This is a genomic window from Gymnodinialimonas mytili (genome assembly GCF_037544085.1).
Taxonomy (GTDB): domain Bacteria; phylum Pseudomonadota; class Alphaproteobacteria; order Rhodobacterales; family Rhodobacteraceae; genus Gymnodinialimonas; species Gymnodinialimonas mytili.
The window spans coordinates 912344-934404 of record NZ_JBBIFW010000002.1 but is presented as its reverse complement, the minus strand read 5'-3'; the positions used below and the strand labels follow the sequence as shown (position 1 = coordinate 934404).

Genomic DNA, 22061 nt, shown 5'->3' with positions numbered 1-22061 from the left:
GCACGATGGGCTCAGTGCAGACCTTCGCCAATTTCGGTAAGACATCTCGGTTAAAGCGATGACCTCCATGGCGCCTTCGCGGACAGAGATGTCGTTGACCGCACTTAGCACCGAAGCGACTGAAGAGTGCCATGGCGCTTTTTGCGGGCGAAGGGCGCCTTCGCCGCGTTCGCACCGGTGTCCGTTTTCCTACGCGACTGCTCCCAGGTTTTTGCTCAAATGTCGAAAAAGCAGCGGCATTTGTAGAGAAATACTCCCTATAATCAGACAACCAACCGCGCTTCATGCGGTTTCGCGGATAGCCTAGCTGCCGGGAAGGATGAACGGCCTTCCAGCGTGGCCAGCTCTGGGAACAACTCAATCAGTTCCCCAAAAACCCCTGCCCCGTCCAGGTCAATGATATCGCCCGGCTGGAAACTCTCAGTCCATGCATTGTCCACCCGCAGGATGTCGTGCTGGTCAAACATCACATGGATGTAAGTAACACCATCCTCAGCCTCGACTTGATCTACTCCGGGTTTGTGGGTCATGTGCTTGGCTTTGACCAACACCTCTTCTTCTCCAAGCCAGAGCTGCGCCGCACTGTTCTCAATCAGCATCCGGTGTTGGGGCGAAACGCGCATATCTCGATCTGGGACAGACGGCGCAATGCTGTCTTTGCGAATTAGGATCGGTTGTAGATGCGGCGAGGTTTCCAGTTCTTTTGCACAGATGGTCTTCTTCCCGATCCAGCGCACTTCTTGCGATCCATGATCGCGCGTCTCTACCAAATCCCCAACTCGCAAGTCTTCGACAGCGACGCGACCTTTAGGAGTCGCAACCATACTGCCTGGCGTGAAACACGGCACGATGTTCTCGATATTGGCAAACGTCGCCGCCGAGCCATCAGAGAACGTAACCGTGCCGTTTTCCGGATTGCCACCGTCGAATACGACAGTTGCGCCAAAGTCGTTGAGAACCAGCGTGTCGCTATCGTCGCCGCCCTCACCGCCATCAACAACATCGCCCGCGCCAATGAAGATCGTATCGGCGTCGTCTCCGCCATCGATGGTGTCCGCACCTGAGCCGCCGTCGATGATATCTTCGCCCGTACCGCCGGTGATGATATCATCGTTGCTTGGGTCCTGAGCTGTGCTGACGACAAGGTTGTCGATGCCGTAGCTTTCGTTGTCGATCCCAGCAGAAAGATCAGCGCCGAAGCCCAGACTGATTGAGGTTCCGGGGTTTTCAACCGTGACCCTGACCGGGTGAATTTCATCGTCGGTCCCAGCAAAGCCGAGGTTCGCGGGCGTGCCTGCGCCCATGTCTATCGTGACGATGCGCCCGTCTGACAACGTGAAGGTCGAGGAAAACTGTTCGGCGTTGGCGTCATTGAAGCTCTCAACGAACACCTCTTCCCCATCGATGAAGATCGAGAATGTGTCTCCTCCACCGTCCCAGCTGTCCAGTTCGTAAAAGTCGAACTCAAGGATTGCGAAGTCTGCACCTGGGTCGAGCGTGAAGGTTTTGGAGGTCGCTTCCGCGCCATTGGTGTCGCCGAAGCGCCCAAGGAATTCGCTGAAATTCGCGCCGCCATCGGTGGTGGTGGTGTCCGTCCAGCCGCTTGCGCCGCCTTCGAAGTTATCTCTGGTAACGATCACTGGATCGGCGGATCCGTCAACGGCATCGCCAAAGATCGTGTCGTTGCCTGTCCCGCCGTCGATGGTGTCAGCACCTGACCCGCCCTGGATGGAATCGTCGCCGCCTTCGCCAAAGATGATGTCGTCCCCAGCTTCGCCGTCGAGATCGTCGTCGCCCGCGCCGTCATTCAGACCTGGTTGTGTGAGAGGCGGGTAGCTTGCCAGATCAACCGCGCCGCCGCCGCTGTCTGGGCCAGAGATTGTGCCACTGAGTGTGTTGCCGCCGTTGTTTTCAAAGTAGATGATTTCGATCAGGTGTTCACCGGGCGGCAGCGTGATTGTGCCCGAGGCCGTTACAGTGCCGTGTAGGCCGTCATTGTCCACGACTTCCACGCCGTTGATGAAGATCTTCGAGCCATCGTCCGAGGACGTGGAGAAGGTGTAGGTGCCGCCATTTGTGACGGTCAGCTCACTTGTGAACTTCAGCGCAAAGTCGTCAGCCGTGTCGTAGTCGGTTGGCGTAATCGAGCTGGCGATGCCGGTTGTTGTCGGTGTCGCGGCATTGTCGCGCCCGCCATTTGCCGTGAACCCTGCATCCGCAAGGTTGGTGGGTTCTCCGGTCGGGTCGAGATCATAATATTCGTAAACCCAAGGAGTCTGATCTGACCCAGGTGTGCCGCCAGCCGTGCCAGGCAGGGCCGCCGTGTCGCCGTAGATCTCATCGTCACCGTCGCCACCGAGGACGGTATCATTACCACCACCTGCAAGGATGATGTCATCTTGCGACCCTTCGCCGGGAAGGATTTCATCGTTGCTATCAACGAAGTCACCCTCAGGATCGCCAGTGTAGCTGCCGTCGATCACCTCGTCGCCAGTCGTGCCTTCGACATAGCCGTCGAGAGCCTGGTCCACGACATTTTCGATATTGCTGAAGCTCAGTGTTGAGCCGTCATTGAACGTGACGATGCCTTGCTCAGTTTCGAAGGCAACGTCAGTCCCAAACTCATCCTGGTATTGGATCGAGGCGACATCACTGACAAAAAGCGTATCTGTGTCGCCGTCGCTCGCATCCTCGCCACCATCAACGGTGTCAGAGCCATTGGCGAAAATCGTGTCGTCACCGGTTCCGCCGATGATGTTGTCACCGAAATTGGGGTCAGTTGCGCCAGCAGCCCCGCCTGTTGCGTCGCCATTTGCAATGATGGTGTCGTTGTCTGCACCGCCGTCCAGCGTATCAGGACCGTCGCCGCCAATGAGAGTATCGTCCCCCTCACCGCCAGACAGGTTGTCCGATCCGGCTCCACCGGACAGATTGTCAGCGCCCTTCCCACCATCCAGCGTATCGTCGCCGATCCCGCCGGTGATTGTATCGTCGCCAGTCCCGCCACTGGCAGAGTCATTCCCCTCCCCGCCATTGATACTATCATTGCCCCAGTCGCCCGACAGGGTGTCGTCACCAGAGCCGCCGGTCAGCGTGTCGTCACCCGCACTGGTGAAGACTAGTGTGGACCCATCCGCCGGAGCTTCATAAAGCTCCAGGATGTCGCCCGTGGCTGGATCGAGAAGTACCCAGTTTGTTTCGGTTGTGGAGGTGGATGCGAAGTTCGAACCTGCGGGGATCGCTATGACTGAGATCAGCGCTCCAGTGTCATCAATCTGAGCCAGTTCAACGGCAAAAGGCGATTGGTTGTCGAAGGTGACGTTCGTGGCTATCCCCGTCGTCCCAGATGCAAAATCCGCCGGATCAATCGCCAGTTGGTCGCCGAAGATCACATCATTGCCAGCGTCACCATCCAGGCTGTCATCGCCCTGATCGCCGTGCATGACATCATCATCCGTCTCGAAGGCCGTGAAGTGGACATCTGTGACGTAGGTCGCCTGCCCGCCGGTCGAGCCGTTCTCATAGACGATCTCCAAACTGGCGACCGGCCCGGCGATCTCGACCAGCACTGAGCCGTTGGCATCGGCCTGGTTGTCATTACCAGCTCCACCCGTTGCCGTCTGACCTGTGATCGTTTCGTTGCCCGCCGCAGTTAGGGTGACAGGGATCGGATCGCCGTCGGCATCGAAGGCATTGACGGTCACAATGTCCTGCCAGGCATTGCTATCGAGGTCGTTGATCCGGAAGTTTACATTCTCCAAAGGGACGTCGGACGAGAAATTGACAGTCGCGACATCCGGCCCGCCATTCCCGCCGAGAGCCAGGGCAGAGTTCGTGTCGAACGGCTCGCCGGCGCCCACATCCACAAACTGCGTCGAGTTGTCGATGTCAGATTGGTTCAAAGCACCATCATTGGTGATCGAAATGGTGATATTGGCAATGCCGGTGTCTTGAGTGAAGCCGCCAGAGACGTCAGTGCCATCACCCTCAGCGATCCAGCTCAGATTCTCGGTGGCCGAAATGAGGGTAACAGGGCCGCCAGAAACGACGTCATCACCTTGACCAGCATAAACCGTGTCGTCGCCCAGGTCCGCCTGAATGTTGTCGTCGTCGCCTGTCGTGCCAAGCGTTCCGTCATTATTATCGACCTGTTCGAGGTTCTCATCGACGAAATCGCTGCTGATAAGGTCCGCACCGCCACTGCCTGAGACAATTCCATCAGGGCCGCCGTTGACGGTCAGGGTTTCAATGCCCGTAAAGGTCGCTGTTGTGCCGTCATTGAACGTGACGGTGCCATTCTCGCTGTTGGTCGGATCGAAGGTGACAACATCCACATTATTGACGATCAGCTCGTCATTGGTATCGGTGCTTGTTTCGCCACCGATGACCACATCTCCGCCGTTGGCAAAGAAGGTGTCATTTTCAGCGCCACCATCGAGGGTATCTGCGCCTTCTCCACCTGTCAGTGTGTCGGACCCTGTTCCACCCGTGATGTTGTCGTCTCCGGTCCCACCGGTCAGGACATCGGCTCCACCACCGCCTGAAAGGATATCGTTCCCTTCACCGCCATCCAGCGTGTCAGCGCCGGTACCCCCAGACAGATCGTCACTGCCCGTTCCACCCGCCAGTGTGTCGCTGCCGTCGCCACCGATCAGAGTGTCATTGCCAGACCCACCGTCAATAACGTCATCGTCAGCGCCGCCGTCGATCAAATCGTTCCCGAAGCCACCCGACAGGCTGTCATTGCCATCTTCACCGAAAATCGTGTCGTCATCCGTCGGCACAGCTTCGAAGTGAACATCGCTGACATAAAGAAGCTGACCGCCCGTTCCAGTGTTCTCATAGATAATCTCGACCCGGGCCACGGGACCAGCGATGGACACCAGAACGGAACCCTGCGGATCGGTGGTGCCAGTCGAAGTCGGTCCCGCGGTGACGGTATTGCCGCTGACCGTATCGTCACCTGCGGGCGTCAGCGAAACCGCGACCGGATTGCCGTCCGCATCAAACGCGTTAACGGTCACGACATCCTGCCAGCCGCCTTGGTCGATATCCTGAAGGCGGAAAATGACGTTTTCCACTTCATCTGCGAGGCCGGAACCACCCACAGCAGAGAAGTTCAGATCAGCCGTCCAAGCTGTGCCGGAGCCGTTCGAGCGCAAGTCAAGGCCAGAATTGGTGGCAAAGGGATCGCCGGCTTCGGTGTATTGTGTGCCAGTTTCGACCGTTGCCGAGGTGCCAGGCCCGCCATCAACGAAGCTGACAGCCACGTTGATACCGCCGGTATCTTGCGTGAAGCCGCCTGACAGGTCGGTGTTGTTGCCGCCCTGGGCCGTCCAGTCGAGGAACAGATCGGTATTGGTCAGTGCCGGGGAACCGCCATCAACAACGTCATCACTGCCACCAGCGTTGATCGTATCATTGCCAGCACCGCCGGTAATATCATCGGCATCTGCCGTGCCATTCAGCGTGTTGTCGGTGTCATCACCATTGATGGTTGCCATTGCTCGATACCCCTAACTCCCTGCGCCACTCGAACCGGTGACTTTTGTTCCGACGGGGAATAGGCATTAAAGTGGGCAGAGAGGTGGCAGCGCAAAGCAACGTGTAGGATTTGTGACATTTTTGTCTCAAGTTTTGCGACATTGGAACGAAGCGGCTGATGAAACCAGCAAAGTAGCGCTTCATCAGCAAGTGCATCTGGGTTTTACGATCAACTCGTAAGTTTGCGTCGCATCGAAGCCCGACGGGAGAAGCAGGTAGCTTTGCCCTCTATTGTCTCTGTTGGTGATGTAACGGCACATCAGCAGCGTGCCACGAGCGGACATAAGCGTCAGATTGATAGCCTTTCCGATCACGAAGTAAGTCATTCCAATGTCGACGCATGACGCGAGCTTGATCGAGGTGCAGCACCCTTCATCCAGTGTGTCTGCCGACGTCGTGTTACAGCTCGCTTGAAAAGACCACGTGTCCCCTTCGATCAGATCATGGACGGATCGGAGTTGCTCGCGCTCCATTACACCGAACTGCACCCGCACATCCGCCAGAGCCATCAATTGAAAAGGCTGATTGCCGTTCGCCGCCGGTGAGGGACACTAAACATCGACTTTGCCAAACGAAAGTGGGATGCGCCCATGGACTGCATCACGCGTCTGACCCAGGTTTTGAGCCGTGTTGATCATTTACTAATTTGCCCCATCCGGCCGCTTTTGCGCGGTCTTTGATTTGAGTTAGATTTGAATTTGGGCAAATTCATGATGGCTGTCGACCTATTTTAGGCCCGACATCAAATTCAATGTTCGTCGCCGGTCCAGAATAAGCTGGTGCTTTGGGTTCCAAGCTGCGATCCGTATCATCAGGCACCGGTGAACCGAGCAGCCCAGAAGCCGACGTTGGTCCAAGGGTTTCATAAGACTGCCGAGCGGGACGGAACTTACCTTCGACTATGCGGTTTGAATGTCAGCTTTCGATATGATGCGTTCAGTGCGCCCCTCTCCGAAGCACTCAGATTTCTCTGGTTCGAAACAGCAAGAAGGCTCCGGCTCCGAAAACAGCCGCAGCGGCAGCTTCAATCCAACGCCGAGCCTTTCCATAGACCGCCATGGCAGCCTGACTGGACAAGATAAGCGCGTAACTCGTCGTTAAAGTGACATTGACGAGCAGGCTGAGCACCAGAACCCACGCTACAACTTCCGTGCCGCCGCCCGGTTTGACGCCAATCGCGAGAATCGAGCCCCAATAAATCACCGCTTTTGGATTGGTCAGATGAGTGCCGAGGCCTTTCAGCCACGCTGCAAGCAATCTGGACGCACCAACATCCACAGGCACAATCGCTTTGTCGAAAAGTGCCGAACGCGCGGACCTCCACGCCAGCCATGTAAGGTATCCGGTGCCGATATACTTCAACACCTCGAATAGAGTGGCTTTCGCTTGAAGGAGCGCCCCGAAGCCAAGGGCCGCCGCGACGGCCCAGATCGTGGAAGCCGATGTGATGCCCCACGCCACCGCTAAGCCCATAGAACGACCCCGCGCCATGGCAGTTCCAGCAATCGCAACTGTCCCTGGCCCAGGAGAAAGGCCACCGATCAAGGCCGCGCTCAACACGATAACGATGTTCACGTTTTCCATGCTGTCCTGAGTAAATCCTCTGAATCAAACGAGCAACTCTTCATCGGCCAACATCAGCCGAACCGGACATCCGCTACGGCGCAGAATTCTTGCAAAAAGGGCTCTAACCCGCCATCCGCCGCACCAGGCTCCAATGACCGCAGCCAGCCCCAGAGCTGACGTTGGTTCATGAGTGCCATAAGGCCGAATTGCGGACAAACCGGACTTGTGCAGGTGCGGCTATTGCTCAAGCGGCATCCTTTCGCAATCGCGGCACAAAAATCCCTGCCGCGCGGCGGGTTCCGCAAAACCGGTCATTGAAAGCTAGCCGAAGCAGACAAACTCGACTTTGGATTCTCGGCCTTCGCTAACGCAGCACGTGTTCGCTTGAGCGGCGTACTTGTTGTTGCAGCACGATAGAAGTCACCAATCCGGTCGTTCGCACATGAAGATTTTTGCGTGCAGCGAGACTGAACCTTGGCCTTAAGCCGATCTGACCAACGAGATGCGGACAAACTGGCCTAATGAAACTGTGGCTATTGCTGGCTCAGCATTGCTTCGCAGAGGTGGCACCGCTTTTGGTTCGGCGAAACGATCACCGGTAATTCGGACATCTATCGGGTGCGCGGGTGCGATTTGGTCTACTTCGAGAATGTTCGTTTGCGTATCTCACGGGATAAGACAGCCCCCGCCGTATCAATCAACTGTCACATGCAACGACCCATGTGCTGGAGAAACATTGAAATTGCGTCGATGACCATTGGTGACTTGGCCTGTCTGAGAACCGTTGAGCATTTGCACGATCCCGATTGATGGTGATTGCCGCAGCAATGGCGAAGACCTGCGGCCGTATGGCAAACAACGCGCCGCGCGGGCAGCGGTCTTCATCTCCTGACTGTAGGGAACCAAAACGACATTACTGCGTTAAACAATGATACTTAAAATAGCGAGCTTTTCAAATGACGGCGTTTTCGACGATCAATCCTGCGACTGAAACAGAGCTTGCGGGGTATGACCTGATGTCGCCGGATACGGCCTTCGACAAGATCGACAAGTGTCATTCGGCATTCTTAGGTTGGCGGACCAACAGCCGTGCCGAACGAGCGCCAATCCTGCGCGACATCGCAAAGGTGCTCCGGAGCAAGGCCGATGAATACGCCAACTTGATGACCGAAGAGACCGGCAAGTTGTTGCGCGACGGCAAGACCGAGGTAGAGCTCTGCGCACAGATTTTTGAATATACCGCCGATCACGGCCCGGACATGCTGGCAGACGAGGAACGTCAGCACGGCGCGGATGGCAAGCTGGGGTTTGTCGCCTATTGCCCGATCGGGGTGATCTACAGCATCCAGCCTTGGAATTTCCCGGTGTACCAACCGACCCGCGTGCTTGCGTCGAACTTGATGGCCGGAAACGGCGTGATCCTCAAACATGCGTCCATTTGTACGGGCAGCGGCCTGCTGCTGCGGGACATCTGCCTCGAGGCCGGCCTCCCAGAAGGCTTGTTCGACGTGCTGATCATTGATCATGATACGTCAGATGCGGTGATCGAGCACAGACTGATCCGCGGAGTGACCATGACAGGAAGCGATGGTGGTGGCCGTCACATCGGTCAGATCGCGGCCAAGAACCTTAAAAAGACTGTGTTGGAGCTTGGCTCCAACGACGCCTATCTCGTCCTCGAGGATGCCGATATCGAGTTAGCCGTGAAGACGTGCGTCCAAGGCCGTCTGTTTAACAATGGCGAAACCTGTGTCTCTGCAAAACGCTTCGTGGTGACTGAGGCCGTTTACGATGATTTCATCGGCGCGTTTGTCGAACAGATGCGCGCCATCCAACTGGGTGACCCCAAGAACGAGAATACGCAATTGGGCCCCCTTTCGAGCGAGGAGCAGTTCGACACGATCTGCACGCAAGTTGCAGAAAGCGTCAAAGGAGGCGCGGAAATCCTGTGTGGCGGCGAAGCGCCGGACCGGACGGGTCAGTACTATCCCGCGACCGTGCTGGTGAACTGCCAGCCCGGCACACCGGCCTATGACGATGAGATTTTTGGCCCTGTCGCTGCGGTCATCAAGGCTAAAGATGATGACGACGCCATGCGGATCGCTAATGACAGCCATTACGGGCTGGGCGGCGGTATCTTTACCAAGGACGCGGAAAAGGCGCGCGAGCTGGCCCGCGATCATTTCGATACCGGCATGGTGCGGATCAACTCGTTCGGTGCGGCTGATCCGAACATGCCATTTGGCGGAGTCAAGGACTCCGGCTTCGGCCGCGAGCATGGCGGCTTTGGCATGAAGGAATTCGTCAACGTCAAGGCGATTTACATGCCGTGAGGCGGTCAGCCTGACAGATGCGCGAATAATCCGGGGTTATACTGTGCGGAACACTTTCGAAACAGTCGCCGTACCCCGGAATTGCTGCGCATTGCCGCGCCTATCAACGGCCCCATCCGTCTGACGGAGGATAGCGGCCAACATTCACTTTTTACAAAGGATCTTGTCATGAAAATTCTTGTCGCAGGCGCCACCGGAGGCACCGGTACGCGTCTTATGAAAACGCTCGTATCGGATGGGCACACCCCCATCGCCCTGGTGCGCGAAAGCTCTGACACCAGCAAACTGTCGGACCAGGTTGAGACGCGCATGGGCGACCTCGCGGACCTTCAGGACGGCGTGTGCGACGGGTGCGAGGCGGTGATCTTTGCTGCGGGTTCAGGCGGAGACACAAGCGCCGAGATGACCGACAAAATTGATCGCGATGGCGCGATTAGTTTGATCGATCATGCGTCGAAGGCGGGCGTGGCCCGCTTTGTCATGCTCAGCAGCGTTGGCGCAGATGATCCCGATCCCAGCACCGACATGGGCCATTACCTAAAAGCGAAACATGACGCTGATGAGTACCTAAAGGGTTCTGGCCTGACCTATGCGATCGTGCGCCCTGTCGCGCTGACCGACGAGGATGGCACCGGCGACATGATTTTCGGCGACGACGTCGATCCAAAGGCCAAAGCTGCCCGCGGCGATGTCGCGCGTGTTCTGGCCGATGCCGTCACAGGCGACGCGTGGGCAGGCAAGACCTTCTTGATGCAAACGGCCTGAGCGCGCCTCGCCCACTTTCACCGACAAAAGGAGCCTGCACCATGAAAGCAGCCATTATCCGTGAATACGAAACAGACATCGAAATCGACGAGGTTGGCGAGCCTGCCCTCCAGGACGACTCGGTTCTGATTTCGGTCCATGCTGCCAGCCTGAACCCGATTGACTATATCCTTCAGTCCGGCGTGATGAAGGACAGCATCTCGCTGCAATTCCCCCACGTCATGGGCTTTGACGTATCCGGCGTGATCACCTGCGTTGGCAGCAAGGTGAGCGGGTTCAAGGTTGGCGATGCCGTGTTTGCACGCGCAAACCAGGACGATGCGGGCGCCATCGCGGAAGTCGCCCGTCTGAAAGCAGACGAAATGGCGCTGAAACCGGAAAACATCAGTCATGTCGAAGCCGCCTCCGTTCCGCTGGCCGGGCTGACGGCTTGGCAGGCACTGGTCACCAGGGGAAACCTGAAGCAGGGCGAAAAGGTGCTGATCCACGCGGGCTCCGGCGGCGTCGGCACCTTGGCGATCCAGATCGCAAAACACATCGGCGCGCATATTGCGACCACCTGTAGCCCGCGCAATGCGGACCTGGTGCGCAGTCTGGGCGCGGACGTCGTCATCGACTACAACACTCAGGCGTTTGAGGATGAACTTGCGGACTACGACATGGTCTTCGACATGCTGGGCGGCGAGACGCTCAATCGGTCTTTCAAGGTGCTGAAAAAAGGCGGCAGGCTGGTGTCGATCAAGGGGCAGGACACCGACAACCTCGCCGAGAAACATGGTGTCCGGTTCGAATGGTTTTTCATGGAGCCGGATGGCGAGATGCTGGGCCAGCTGGCCGCGCTGATCAAGAACGGCACGATCAGGACCATCATCGACAGTACCTATGGCATGGCGGAGACGGCAGAGGCCTACGGCGCTTTGAAAGAGGGGCACGCGGTGGGCAAAATCGTTGTTATAGTTGCCTGAGATGCCGGTGTTCGATCACCGCCATGCGCGCTCGGAAAAGGGGCCGGTTGTCCAACCGCCAACGCCCGTTGACGGCAATGCGGCGCGCGGCGCCTTCGTAGGCAAAAGATGGTCCTTGGGCCGGGCGTTCTGAGCGCGCGCCATGACACGGATCGAAATCCAACATGAAACGACGTACCGGTACGCAGGGCCCGTGTCACTCGGCCCGCACCAGATGATGCTGCGCCCACGTGAGACACGCGATCTGCACCTGGTGCGTTTCGATCTGAATGTGTCGCCCGATGCGCGTATCGACTGGTCGACAGACGTGGCCGGAAACTCGGTGGCCAAGGCAACGTTCGAAGATGCGAGCGACCGCCTTGCCATCAATGCGCGTATGGTCGTCGACCTGACCGCACAGGTCTGGCCCGTCTTTCCAATCTCGGCCGACGCCGCCTCTTATCCGTTTCTGCATTCGAACGACGAGATAACGGATCTTGGGCCACTTACGACGCCGCAGTATCAGGATCACGCCGGTCGGCTGTCCGACTGGGTGGAAGGGTTTGTCATGCAGCGGCCGACCGATACGCTCTCTCTGCTCAAGGACGTGGCAAACGGCGTGACGGCGCAGGTCGCCTATCAGAGCCGCGAGACGGAAGGGACACAGGGACCGCTGGAAACACTGGACCGGGGTTGGGGCACCTGCCGCGATTTCGCGGTTCTGTTTGCCGAGGCAGCCCGCACCCTGGGGTTCGGCGCACGTCTTGTATCCGGCTATCTCTCAAATCCGAACGCCGACCTAGTCGGTTCGGCAGGCGATGGCTCCACGCACGCCTGGGTCGAGGTCTTTGTGCCGGGTGCCGGTTGGATCCCGTTCGACCCGACCAATCAGTCGGTCGGTGCGGCCAACCTGATCCCCGTGGCGGTCGCGCGCAGGATCGAACAAGTGGCGCCAGCGACAGGAAGTTTTATCGGGACACCGAGCGCTCTGATCTCGATGGACGTCAGCGTGCGCGTCGCGCACCTCAAAAAATAGCGGCGGTTTAATACTTGACGTTAAGGTGGCTTCGACTGACGCCGGCATCGATAAGCTGACAGACCAACTGTCGCGCTACGTCCGGTGCCTGTTTTGGGTTGCGCTCTGCCATTGGCACAGAACGCAGAGAAGGCCAGGTCAGAGACTAGATTCACCTACGCTGAAAGATACACTAACGTCAGCTATTCCGTTCCAAAGGGATGGCCAATGTAAACACAGTGCGGTCTTCACTCGATGTCACGGTGAGTTCGCCAGAATGCGCCCTTGCGATCTGATCCGCGATATAGAGTCCTAAACCCAGCCCTTGGAGAGAGGCACCCTCTTCGGAGCGTTCAAAAGGCTCGAAAAGGTTTGGAATGGCGTCGTCAGGAATTTTCTTTCCAGAGTTTCCCACCGATAGCACAAAGGAGGCATCCACTTTGTCCGTGACGACCGAAATAGGGGCGTCTGACGACCCATGCGCAACGGCATTGGCGACCAGGTTCGACAACAGTTGATAGAGGCGAGCCGGGTCACACATCAACGCGCCATCAAACCTCAAAGCTGTTTCGAACTGTCGCTCGGGATGCGCAATCCTGATCTCATCAACCACGCGCTCGAAACCCTCCCGCAGATCATCGGTTGGGCTCAACTCGACGGGGATGCCCCCACCGAGGCGGGCTCTCGCAAAGTCCATGATGCTGTCGATCAGCTTTGCCATTCGGTCGGCACTACCATCTATGGCTGTGAACATCGCGGCGATTTTTTCGTCGTGAGGTTGGCGTGAAGCGATACGGACGGCTGAACCAATAGCCGCCAGGGGATTGCGCAGATCATGTCCCAGAATGGCGATGAACTGCTCGCGCAAAGTGGCTTCATCCTCAGAAGATTGCAGCGCCCGGACGTTCGCTTTGTCCGCTGTCACGTCACGGGCACTGCAAACGAAAATGTCGCCCTCGGGCACCGCAACCCAGGAAAGCCACCGATAGCCGCCATCTTTGCATCGGTATCTGTTCTCAAAATGCAGAGCTGGCTCGCCCGCCTTCATGGTGGTGAACAGCGCAAGCGTGCGGTCCATATCGTCGGGATGAAGGAAGTCGGTGAAGACCATGCTTCTGATTTCGGGGGCAGTCCACCCAAGAACAGTTTGCCATGCGGGGTTCGTCTCGACAAAAACGCCCGCCTGATTGACGATGGCGTGTAGGTCGGGCGAAACCAGCCAGGTCAAGCGCGGTGTGTCTGACGCATTTGTCATGACGGTACTTTACCGGAAACTGCGCGATTGTCATGTGACATCGATTTGGCAGCTGTTGCCAAGGGCGGTTACCTCCAATATCGGAGGTTCAAGACCTTAGGGCTAATTGTCCAGAAAGTCCGCGACCTGTGGATTGCTAGCTTCGTATTCGCTGCGAAGTGCATCAATGACCAGTTTTCCCGCCGCGTAGCAGCGCGCTTAGTTGCGCAGATGCAGCGATTTTCGTGCCGCGTGCGCACGCAGCACGAAAAAGCAATGACCGCCTTGGGCTCTCTCCTGCCATCCGCCGCGCCATGCTCCGACGACCGGAGCAGCCCCAGAGCAGCCATTAGGATCCCGCCGGTTCGGGCGGAGAGCTGGAATTCCCAAAGGTGCGGACTTGTCTGTGAGAAGCTGAGCAGAGCGGACGTTCGAGCGCCTCTTGAGATGGGTTGGGAAACCGAAAAGGCTAGTCATTCCCGCCGCCTGCGCCATGCCAGGTTCATCTATAAGCAGAGATAGAGGTTGAAATTCTCATATGTCTGAGGATTGGCGCGTGTAGAGGCATATTCCGCGCGTTGAGAGCCGCCGGTTCTACAGATCCGAGTTGCCTCGGCTTGAGCGGCTTGCGCCGCCTGCTCTCGATCCGCGAATTGCGATGTGACGATAGTGACACTTGCTCCGTTGTAGTCTGAGACAATGGGGTTGGTCGGGACGCATGCCGATAGGGCCAGTACTGCGAACGGGATGATGGTGGTGACTTTCATAGGCGCCTCGCACTCTAAACTTGGGCTATGACCATATTAGGCTCGTTACCAACGTCAATCGATGTTGTTGCTATCATCGACCTGAAAAGGCGCCAAATGCACTTGACGTATTCGGGCCTAGGCCTGGATGTGCTCATTGGTCATACCTTTGGGCGCAAGGCTTATCGTCGCGCTTGAGACACGAACGTGCTTGCAAACCCGGTCTAGAAATCGAAAAATCAGAAAATCGATAACCTCAATTCAGGCGAAAGCTATTAGCCATTCCGTTAGCATTAGCTTTCGTAGGCGATGATTTTGAGAGAGTTGGTAACATGCGCGTATTGGCATGCCTCGTGGCGTCCATAGGGTTTCTTCTGATTTCTGTGCTTCCCGGAGATGCGAGCGAAGAAAGTGAACAGAAACCGCAAACGGTTGAACAGCGCCTTATAGAGTTAGCGCAAAGCTACAGCTGCACGCCGCGGAGATATTGCTCCCGCAACATTTCAAGCTGCCAAGAGGCACGGTGGTACTTCTTAAATTGCTCCTGGGGCGGCGCACTTGACGGCGACAATGATGGGATCCCGTGTGAAAACCTTTGTTAGGAACATCTCAAGCTGACGTCTGGGGGTCCTTAATCGTGCCTTGGCATTCGAGATCCAGCCCAAAGCAGACATGACACTCCTGCTGGTCAGACGACAAAGCTGTCGCTTGCTGCATAATGCACTTTTTCAGGCGAAGAACCAAAGCAGACGGGGTGGATGGCTCCCGCTCCCCGGCGTCGCAATGCGCCATAGTGCAGGTGTCAGAGTCTGCGATAGATAGGAGCCACCCCATGCAGGTTACCACCGTTGGCCTGGATTTGGCCAAGACCATCTTTCACCTGCACGGAGTTACTGAGACCGGAGAGGTTGCATTCAATCGGCCTTTGCGCCGAGTTCAGTTGCTTGCATTCTTCGAGCGTCTCGCGCCCTGCCTCGTCGGCATCGAAGCCTGCACATCGAGCCACTACTGGGCTCGTGAGCTGTCCAAGCTGGGTCACACCGTCAGGTTGATGCCACCGATGTATGTCAAACCCTATGTGAAGCGCGGCAAGTCTGATGCGGTCGACGCAGAAGCCATCTGCGAGGCGGTGACGCGCCCGACGATGCGGTTCGTTGAGATCAAATCCGAGGAGCAGCAGGCACTGTTGTCCCTGCATCGGGCACGGGATTTTGTGGTCCGCCAGCGCACTCAGCTGATCAACATGCTTCGCAGCTTGGCGGCGGAATTCGGCGTCATCATTGCGCGCGGCGTTTCGCGAGCCATCGATTTCGCAAAAGGGATAATAGAAGGACGACAGGCCGATCTGCCCGAGCTTGCGCTGGACGTCCTGCGCGTCCTCAGTCGGCAGCTTGTGCAACTCCACAATCGCCTTGGCTGGTACGAGATCACGATGCGCATCCAGGCGCGCCTCAGCAGACAAGCGCAGCTTCTGCAGTCCATTCCGGGTGTCGGGCCGGTCACCGCCTCGGCTGTAGCCGCGACGATCGGTTCGGGTCACCAGTTCCGAAGCGGTCGCGAGTTTGCCGCCTGGCTGGGGCTCACGCCACGCAACCATTCCAGTGGTGGCAAGGAGCGGTTGGGAAAGATCACAAAGATGGGTGACAGGTATCTGCGCCAGCTCATCGTGGTCGGCATGACATCACGGGTCAGGCAGGTTGCCAATCATCCGGACCGAGCCGATCCATGGCTTGCCGATCTCTTGCAACGAAAGCCTGCGCGCCTCGCGACAGTCGCCATGGCGAACAAAACGGCTCGGATCATGTGGGCCGTGCTGACCAGGAACGAACCCTACAGGCCGCACGCAGCCTGAAAGCGAAAAAACAAAGAGATAGCAAGACCAACGATGTGATGGTGTACCCTTCAGCCGCAACGATCAGGACGCTCCGCCCAATGTCCCGGGCGTCATAGTCCGCAAAGCAGTTAGGAACCTGATCTGCGGATCCTATCAGGGCCAGCGGTCAAAACCGCGCAAACAGGCCGGACACAAGACCGCTTCTGAATAGGTACGCACAATCTCATTTAACCCTTGCTATGCGGGTGCCATCCACACAAGACATTGGGACATTAAGTCATCAACAACTCTGTAGTACTATCCATGACTTGAGGCTACCGCTTGAGAGTCGGGTTCAATCGACGGCACTAGAGCAACTCATAGAAACCTTCGATCGATAGGCGCTGGAAGCCTTCAGGTACAACAATTTCAAGGCCCTCACCGGGGCGTAACGCTTGGTCTTGCACCAACACTTCAGAACCCTGTGCGCCATGCAGACCAATTTCGGTCAGGAAAGATATTTCCGGCTCAATTTCTTCGATGCGAATGATGTGAGTGCCTTCTGGGATTTCCAGCTCTTCGCGCATTGCCAACTCGGGGGCGCTAGCGCCTACTAGAACGCGTCGCCACTCTAACCGGTTACCAGCTTCATCGTAAAACGAAACGAAGGGGCAAGAACCTCCCATGACAAAGCCTCTTGAGACAAGTGCGGAAGCAGGTGGCTCGGCGACTGCGAATGACGATTGATCCGTTTGCACTGTTTGAATAGCCAGGCTCGGGCCGAAAACATAGCTTCGGGTTATCGGCGTCCCGGTCGGTAGCGGAAGATCGTTCAGTTGACGAATTATTTGCCAGTGTGGGCTATGATTGACGATCAAAGGATCTGGCGCAAAACGTTGCAGAGTTTCCCTTATCTGGTCTGGGCCGTCGTTTGCCCCTGTGATTGATGCATACGGCTCGGCATTAAGATCATAGCGCAAGTCAATCCTCAGAGGGATCAACAATGGTCTATCTCGACTTACCCTCAACTGAGAGGAGAAGTTCAAATCGACATCCTCAGAATAGCGTGTCGACGTTCGTAGTTCTGGCCCAGGATCCCTGAGCATGCCGAGTCGGGTGATTGAAACCTCTTCGTCTTGCGGCGACAACACCGCAATCAAAAGAAACGGCGTTCGTGGAAGAGCATTTAAGGTAAAACCTCCAGGCGTTCCCCAGCACAGGTTGCTGGTGTAGTAGCTTCCGGTCGCTAATAGGTAGTCTGTGGGCCAGTTATAGCGGGCAAAGTGTGCTAACGCGTCGTAGGACGGGTGACCCGCGCGAATCGAGCCGACGCCAGCATTTTCCGAGTATGGATCAAAGCTGGCGTATGCGCCTGTCATTGGAAGAAACCTATAGCCGGAGACACGGTCTACTTCGAACGCCGCACTCGCGCGATCGAGTATGTTCCAATAGTCACGAAAGGTTTCTTCCGAGATGAACCGATAAGGAACAACACACGAGAGCGTAGTTTCGTTGGCTGGAGCCCAGTTTTCATCGCGAATTAAGAGCTCACGCAGTTCTCCGACCGATCTAGGCCAAACATACGTATAATCCGCGCTTGGCCATACAGTCCCGTCTGTAAAGCGGCCGATGGTTTCGAGATCAGGCCAAGGGAAAGGGTTCATGGGCATGTAGCGAACGAATGGAAGTTCAGCTCCGCTCTCAGTTAACCTGTTGACGAGGTCCTCGAATACAAGTTGTCGGGTTTCCGACCGAGCTAAAAGCGTCAAGGCTAAGCCGTCTGGAACAAATCTACCAGGATCGTCTGGGCGAACCACCGCACCGCGGTTGTGCCAAACCGTACCGTAGCGGCTAAGTACTGACTGGGCTTCGCGCCAAGTCTCTGTGTCGCCGACGAACGGGTCTGTACCAAAAAGATCGCGCAGTTCCGGCGGAACGGATCCCGATAGGACAATAGCGGCAGCATCAAAATCCATCCAATAATACTGTACGTTAAGCCCTTGAGGTCCCTCACAATTTGTCGAGTGGAATGATACGACGCTGTTTTCAATCGTGGCGGCCTCAAGCCCTAAGCTGCAATCTATTAAGTCGCCGTTGACAACATTGCCGTCGACCGAACCAGAAATTGCGATCCCATTGTCACCTGCGCGCGCTCCGACGCCCAGAACCTGGGCACTAAGCGCGAGCGTAGAGCCAAAAATGAGGATGGTAATCCATGTAGTCAAAGCATTGTAGTTCATTCGTCGCATCCACTGTTGATGACGTCCCCTGTGACCTCGCCCACGACAGCGATTCCGCAACCGTCGACTCTTGCTTGATCACCACCTCCGCGCAAGCCGAGCAATAGAACCATTCCCAAACAAACTAGTATTAGGAAAACGAGCGGCTTTCCCGATAAGCCATTGGAGATTAGAGTAGTTTTTACGGTTGTGAGCAAAACTGAATTGGAGTGGCCGTTTCTTTGATCCTGGGCATTCTCTACTTGTTCGGCTCGTTTCAAAAAGAACGTAAAGACAGTCCAAAGTGCACTGAAAACAACGACCAAGCCGCCACCAAGCCAACTTATCAACGTCCTTACGTCAGGGTCGCCGATGCGATCCAACACAGTCTCAAGCATTATTAATCCATGAATGGTCAATCGTACTTCTACGAAGGATCGTAACACGCAAGAGCAAAAACCCAACCTATTATGAAACTGGATTTGAGCTGAGCTGTCAGTTCGTCCTCTGACTAGCCTGCCGATGTGATCACTTCCCCCATTAGCTGTCTTGCTGCAAATTCGTCTGTCTCCCTAGCGAGGCAATTGCGCCCTATTGCGCAATTAAAAAGTCAACTCGCCCGGAAATACTCATATAACTAGTATGACACGACCCGCGCACTTTCGATGTCGCGCGCTTGCTTGGTAGCTACCTCAAGCACTGCCACGCTCCTCCAGCGTCGCACTCGCCATGTGTAGTTCACGTCGCGCCGAGGACGAAACAATTCTGCGATTAAGTGGTTGCCATCAGGCTGCTTCACGAGAGCAGCTGGGCACTTGTACCGACAGCGAAGAAATGCTGGACCGATTATGAACGTCCGCTTCCGGGAAGCCGCGCCGCGGCACAAATCATGGCAAGCAATGTCTGCAACGGGCCTATCACAAAACTTTGCAAAGTCCGCTTTCTGCGCATCGCTGCCATCCATAGGATGATTTGAGTCAGCGTCTAAACGCTAAGTCAAAGAAGAGTTTTCTAATAAAACGGGCCCATGTCGATGCTTTGACATCTGATGCGAAGCGCGCCCGATGGGCGCACTTCTTTTAAAGAGAACAATGGTGCCTCAGACGAACAAGCAATCCGTATTCATGGACATGTCCCGCAGGAGTTCAAACAACCCCTCAGAGAGCCTTTCGAATTCGGCTGGGTCGTCTATCGTGACTGTTTCGCCGTTGGCCGAGATCGTTCCCGTAAAGGCCTGACCAGAGAAGCTTTCTGTCAGATCCACCTGATCGACGCTATTAAACAGATCGGCGAAGTCGAACCGATCGACGGTATCGAACTGCAGACCTGACGTGTCGTTTAAATCACTGGGGACGTCGGCAAGATCGAGCTCTGACATCAGCGTATCGTCCGGCAGTTCAGGTGCGGTTACGCCATTGTCGGCATCAGAAGTGGCAAAGTTCTGGGTCACCATGACGGCCTCAAACCCGTCAAAGGCGCCGACCTCAATGCCGATTCCGATATCCTCTAATTCGGGGTTGAGGATGTTGGCGCGGTGGCCTGGGCTATTCATCAGCGAGGCGTGGATATCGCGAACATCATCCTCAATGCCGGGGGCCCCGCGCTCACTTTGCCACCCGATGTTTTCGGCTGTGCGCCAACTTCCTTCAAGATCGTATTCGGCCTCTTGAATCCGCTGCGTCGCACTACTGCCGCCATCGCCTCTATGCGCGAAGGTGTCCGTTTCGAGCATCCACTGACTATGCTCTTCGCTCGACTCGTTGAGCCGGTTGTTCATGTCGAGCGAGTCAAGCCCACGGGCGGTGCGCTCTTCATTGATAAACGACAGCATGAGCAGTTCAGCTGCATTAGCTTGTGACATCATCTTACCTCGTTGTTTCGCCGTTTGTTTCGGCCGAGTTGGGTTGGCCGGAGATCCCTTGATCCGCGGGTCTCTGCCAGCTGCGATGCTGGGCGCCATCCAAGGCGCTGTTCAACGCTTGGTTGCGCGGCCTTACCGAACAAGCGCCCACTGGCTGACTGCCAGGAGCGTCCTAAGCAGGAAATAACCGTCAGCAGATTTGCGCCGCCCAACAAGCGCTCATTCGGCACATAGCCGAGCCGCCCAGCCGCAGGCGCCTATCGCGATCTCAAAGAACAGCCCTTCCAGATCCAAAACAGCATTTTCTATTTGAAAATCGACGGAAAACACCTACCCAATGATACGGGTTAGAGCCTTGAGATCGACCAGTGATGCATTGGCAAACAGCTCCACTTAGATGCAGCGCGCCCATTCGCGCCAGCGCAGCTTAGACGGTAGGTCGTCTTATCACTGTTCAAACTCTAGCCTGTGTACTCCCTCGGCAGGTTTTGCGACCAAATATCCGAGCATCAAGGCGACGTCCCACCTACGCCTCAGTCGGATCGTGGTGTGAAGACCGCACAGGCCTCGGCCGCGCGCAGGGCCAGCCGCGCCCGGAGCAAGGTCTGGGGGACGTCCTGCTGGCGCAACACCAGATGCAGATGGGCGAGCGCGGCGCCGGACAAAACCGCCACATCTTCAGGGGTTTCCGGCCGCGCCGCGGTGACCCAGGCGGGCATGTGAGGGAGGGTGTCGGCGCGCTCGGGGGCATAGGTCATGCCACAAGACTATCGCAGGACGGCGCTTACGTCCACAATATGATGTATAAACCGCCCCACCCCGCCGCTCTCCGCCACGTCCAATAAGCTTGCCTTATTGGACACGTATCAACCGTCGTTTGAAGTCTCCATGTGAGCCGTCGATTGCGGCCGGTAGAAATCGGGGCCGCAGAAAACCTGCCTCTGCTCGCTACGCCTCTACTACGCCTTCACAGCTGTTGCCCGTAGCCAAATAGCCGTCTTCTTAATCGGTCCCGAGAACCATCGCGGGACCCACCATGACCGTTGCGCCCTTCCAAACTGAGACATCTTTCCGTAGCGCGCGGATGCTGCGCACTGCGCTTGGTATCGACATCGCGACCTGGCTAGAGGATGCGAGCGTAGTCGAAGTGATGCTGAACCCCGACGGGCGGCTCTGGGTGGACCGATTGGCCGACGGGCTGGCCGAAACAGGCGCGACTCTATCCCCGGCAGATGGTGAGCGCATCATCCGGCTTGTCGCGCATCATATCGGGGCTGAGGTGCATCCCGAGTCTCCTCGTGTTTCTGCAGAGTTGCCTGGGACAGGCGAGCGTTTCGAAGGGTTGCTGCCGCCGGTGGTGTCTGCCCCAACATTCGCCATTCGCAAGCCCGCCGTTGCGGTATTTAGCCTCCAGGACTATGTCTCCAACGGCATTCTTTCGGCAAACGCCTCGGACCATTTGCGCGAGGGTGTGAAAAGCCGGGCCAATATCCTCGTGGCAGGCGGCACCTCGACCGGCAAGACCACCCTTGCCAACGCACTTTTGGCAGAGGTCGCCAGGACTTCCGACCGTGTGGTCCTGATCGAGGACACGCGAGAACTTCAATGCTTGACGCCGAACCTCGTGGCATTGCGCACCAAGGACAAGGTCGCGACCCTGTCCGATCTCGTGTGTGCCTCGCTGCGGCTGCGGCCCGATCGCATCCCAATCGGCGAGGTACGCGGCCCGGAAGCGTTGGACCTGCTAAAGGCCTGGGGCACCGGCCATCCGGGCGGGATCGGAACGATTCACGCCGGGACCGCAATCGGCGCTCTGCGGCGGCTGGAGCAGCTCATCCAGGAAGCAGTGGTTACCGTCCCGCGCGCCCTGATCACAGAGACCATCGACATCATCGCCGTGCTGTCAGGACGCGGCACCGAGCGCCATCTGTCCGAACTTGCTCGGGTCACCGGCCTCACAGCTTCCGGCGACTACGCCCTCACCCCCCTTCTTTCGCCACACTCAGGAGACCGTACGTGAC

At 56.9% G+C, this 22061-nt stretch carries 14 protein-coding genes and 1 pseudogene; 7 read left to right on the top strand and 8 right to left on the bottom strand.

Annotation, left to right across the window (positions count from 1 at the left end):
• Positions 1–263 precede the first annotated feature (263 nt).
• The 3 genes from V8J82_RS14040 to V8J82_RS14030 all read right to left on the bottom strand — a co-directional run bounded on the left by V8J82_RS14040 (position 264) and on the right by V8J82_RS14030 (position 7307).
• Positions 264–5504 carry a Hint domain-containing protein gene (locus tag V8J82_RS14040; RefSeq protein WP_339975989.1) on the bottom strand — a complete coding sequence of 1747 codons (5241 nt, stop codon included), beginning with the start codon at positions 5502–5504 and terminating at the stop codon, positions 264–266.
• A gap of 1000 nt (positions 5505–6504) precedes the next feature.
• Positions 6505–7128 carry a LysE family translocator gene (locus tag V8J82_RS14035; protein ID WP_339975988.1) on the bottom strand — a complete coding sequence of 208 codons (624 nt, stop codon included), beginning with the start codon at positions 7126–7128 and terminating at the stop codon, positions 6505–6507.
• Positions 7129–7181: 53 nt separating this feature from the next.
• Complete coding sequence (locus tag V8J82_RS14030; protein WP_339975987.1) at positions 7182–7307, bottom strand: hypothetical protein; 126 nt, start codon at positions 7305–7307, stop codon at positions 7182–7184.
• 759 nt (positions 7308–8066) lie between these two features.
• Here V8J82_RS14030 and V8J82_RS14025 point away from each other — a divergent pair.
• The 4 genes from V8J82_RS14025 (at position 8067) to V8J82_RS14010 (ending at position 12188) form a co-directional block, all read left to right on the top strand.
• Positions 8067–9443, top strand: coding sequence for an NAD-dependent succinate-semialdehyde dehydrogenase (locus V8J82_RS14025; RefSeq protein ID WP_339975986.1), 1377 nt, complete (start codon positions 8067–8069; stop codon positions 9441–9443).
• A 168-nt stretch (positions 9444–9611) separates the two neighbouring features.
• Positions 9612–10208, top strand: coding sequence for an SDR family oxidoreductase (locus tag V8J82_RS14020; RefSeq protein WP_339975985.1), 597 nt, complete (start codon positions 9612–9614; stop codon positions 10206–10208).
• Positions 10172–11173: an NADP-dependent oxidoreductase gene (locus V8J82_RS14015; protein WP_339975984.1), complete on the top strand. Its 1002-nt coding sequence runs from the start codon at positions 10172–10174 to the stop codon at positions 11171–11173. Before V8J82_RS14020 ends, V8J82_RS14015 begins: the two co-directional genes overlap by 37 nt.
• A 142-nt stretch (positions 11174–11315) precedes the next feature.
• Complete coding sequence (locus V8J82_RS14010) at positions 11316–12188, top strand: transglutaminase family protein (RefSeq protein ID WP_339975983.1); 873 nt, start codon at positions 11316–11318, stop codon at positions 12186–12188.
• A gap of 178 nt (positions 12189–12366) precedes the next feature.
• Here V8J82_RS14010 and V8J82_RS14005 read toward each other — a convergent pair whose 3' ends face one another.
• On the bottom strand, positions 12367–13395 hold the full coding sequence (locus V8J82_RS14005) for a PAS domain-containing sensor histidine kinase (protein ID WP_339975982.1): 1029 nt from the start codon (positions 13393–13395) through the stop codon (positions 12367–12369).
• 512 nt (positions 13396–13907) lie between these two features.
• The gene (locus V8J82_RS14000; protein WP_339975981.1) at positions 13908–14168 is read right to left on the bottom strand and encodes a hypothetical protein; all 261 of its coding nucleotides are present in this window, start codon (positions 14166–14168) and stop codon (positions 13908–13910) included.
• Between the two features lie 311 nt (positions 14169–14479).
• Between V8J82_RS14000 and V8J82_RS23690 the strand changes: the two genes are divergently transcribed.
• Entirely contained in the window at positions 14480–14749 is a 270-nt protein-coding gene (locus V8J82_RS23690) for an excalibur calcium-binding domain-containing protein (RefSeq protein WP_439650064.1), read from the top strand.
• 230 nt (positions 14750–14979) lie between these two features.
• Positions 14980–15999, top strand: coding sequence for an IS110 family RNA-guided transposase (locus V8J82_RS13995; RefSeq protein ID WP_339975980.1), 1020 nt, complete (start codon positions 14980–14982; stop codon positions 15997–15999).
• 329 nt (positions 16000–16328) lie between these two features.
• On the opposite strand, the gene V8J82_RS13990 is transcribed toward V8J82_RS13995, so the two are convergent.
• The 3 genes and pseudogenes from V8J82_RS13990 to V8J82_RS13980 form a co-directional block, all read right to left on the bottom strand.
• Positions 16329–18200, bottom strand: coding sequence for a hypothetical protein (locus V8J82_RS13990; RefSeq protein WP_339975979.1), 1872 nt, complete (start codon positions 18198–18200; stop codon positions 16329–16331).
• A 1078-nt stretch (positions 18201–19278) separates the two neighbouring features.
• Positions 19279–20139, bottom strand: coding sequence for a CAP domain-containing protein (locus tag V8J82_RS13985; RefSeq protein WP_339975978.1), 861 nt, complete (start codon positions 20137–20139; stop codon positions 19279–19281).
• Positions 20140–20576: 437 nt separating this feature from the next.
• Positions 20577–20798 (bottom strand): annotated as a pseudogene (locus tag V8J82_RS13980) (DUF1403 family protein); the annotation flags it as partial.
• A 326-nt stretch (positions 20799–21124) separates the two neighbouring features.
• Between V8J82_RS13980 and trbB the strand changes: the two are divergent.
• Positions 21125–22060 carry a P-type conjugative transfer ATPase TrbB gene (trbB, locus tag V8J82_RS13975; protein ID WP_439650072.1) on the top strand — a complete coding sequence of 312 codons (936 nt, stop codon included), beginning with the start codon at positions 21125–21127 and terminating at the stop codon, positions 22058–22060.
• The last annotated feature ends 1 nt before the right edge of the window (position 22061 follow it).

What these genes read in the sequence shown, in the direction of transcription:
- V8J82_RS14040 (WP_339975989.1), bottom strand. Translation starts at nt 5,504, where the DNA reads ATGGCAACCATCAATGGTGATGACACCGACAACACGCTGAATGGCACG.
- V8J82_RS14035 (WP_339975988.1), bottom strand. Translation starts at nt 7,128, where the DNA reads ATGGAAAACGTGAACATCGTTATCGTGTTGAGCGCGGCCTTGATCGGT.
- V8J82_RS14010 (WP_339975983.1), top strand. Translation starts at nt 11,316, where the DNA reads ATGACACGGATCGAAATCCAACATGAAACGACGTACCGGTACGCAGGG.
- V8J82_RS14030 (WP_339975987.1), bottom strand. Translation starts at nt 7,307, where the DNA reads ATGGCACTCATGAACCAACGTCAGCTCTGGGGCTGGCTGCGGTCATTG.
- trbB (WP_439650072.1), top strand. Translation starts at nt 21,125, where the DNA reads ATGCTGCGCACTGCGCTTGGTATCGACATCGCGACCTGGCTAGAGGAT.
- V8J82_RS14000 (WP_339975981.1), bottom strand. Translation starts at nt 14,168, where the DNA reads ATGAAAGTCACCACCATCATCCCGTTCGCAGTACTGGCCCTATCGGCA.
- V8J82_RS14020 (WP_339975985.1), top strand. Translation starts at nt 9,612, where the DNA reads ATGAAAATTCTTGTCGCAGGCGCCACCGGAGGCACCGGTACGCGTCTT.
- V8J82_RS13990 (WP_339975979.1), bottom strand. Translation starts at nt 18,200, where the DNA reads ATGAACTACAATGCTTTGACTACATGGATTACCATCCTCATTTTTGGC.
- V8J82_RS13995 (WP_339975980.1), top strand. Translation starts at nt 14,980, where the DNA reads ATGCAGGTTACCACCGTTGGCCTGGATTTGGCCAAGACCATCTTTCAC.
- V8J82_RS23690 (WP_439650064.1), top strand. Translation starts at nt 14,480, where the DNA reads ATGCGCGTATTGGCATGCCTCGTGGCGTCCATAGGGTTTCTTCTGATT.
- V8J82_RS13985 (WP_339975978.1), bottom strand. Translation starts at nt 20,139, where the DNA reads ATGGCGCCCAGCATCGCAGCTGGCAGAGACCCGCGGATCAAGGGATCT.
- V8J82_RS14025 (WP_339975986.1), top strand. Translation starts at nt 8,067, where the DNA reads ATGACGGCGTTTTCGACGATCAATCCTGCGACTGAAACAGAGCTTGCG.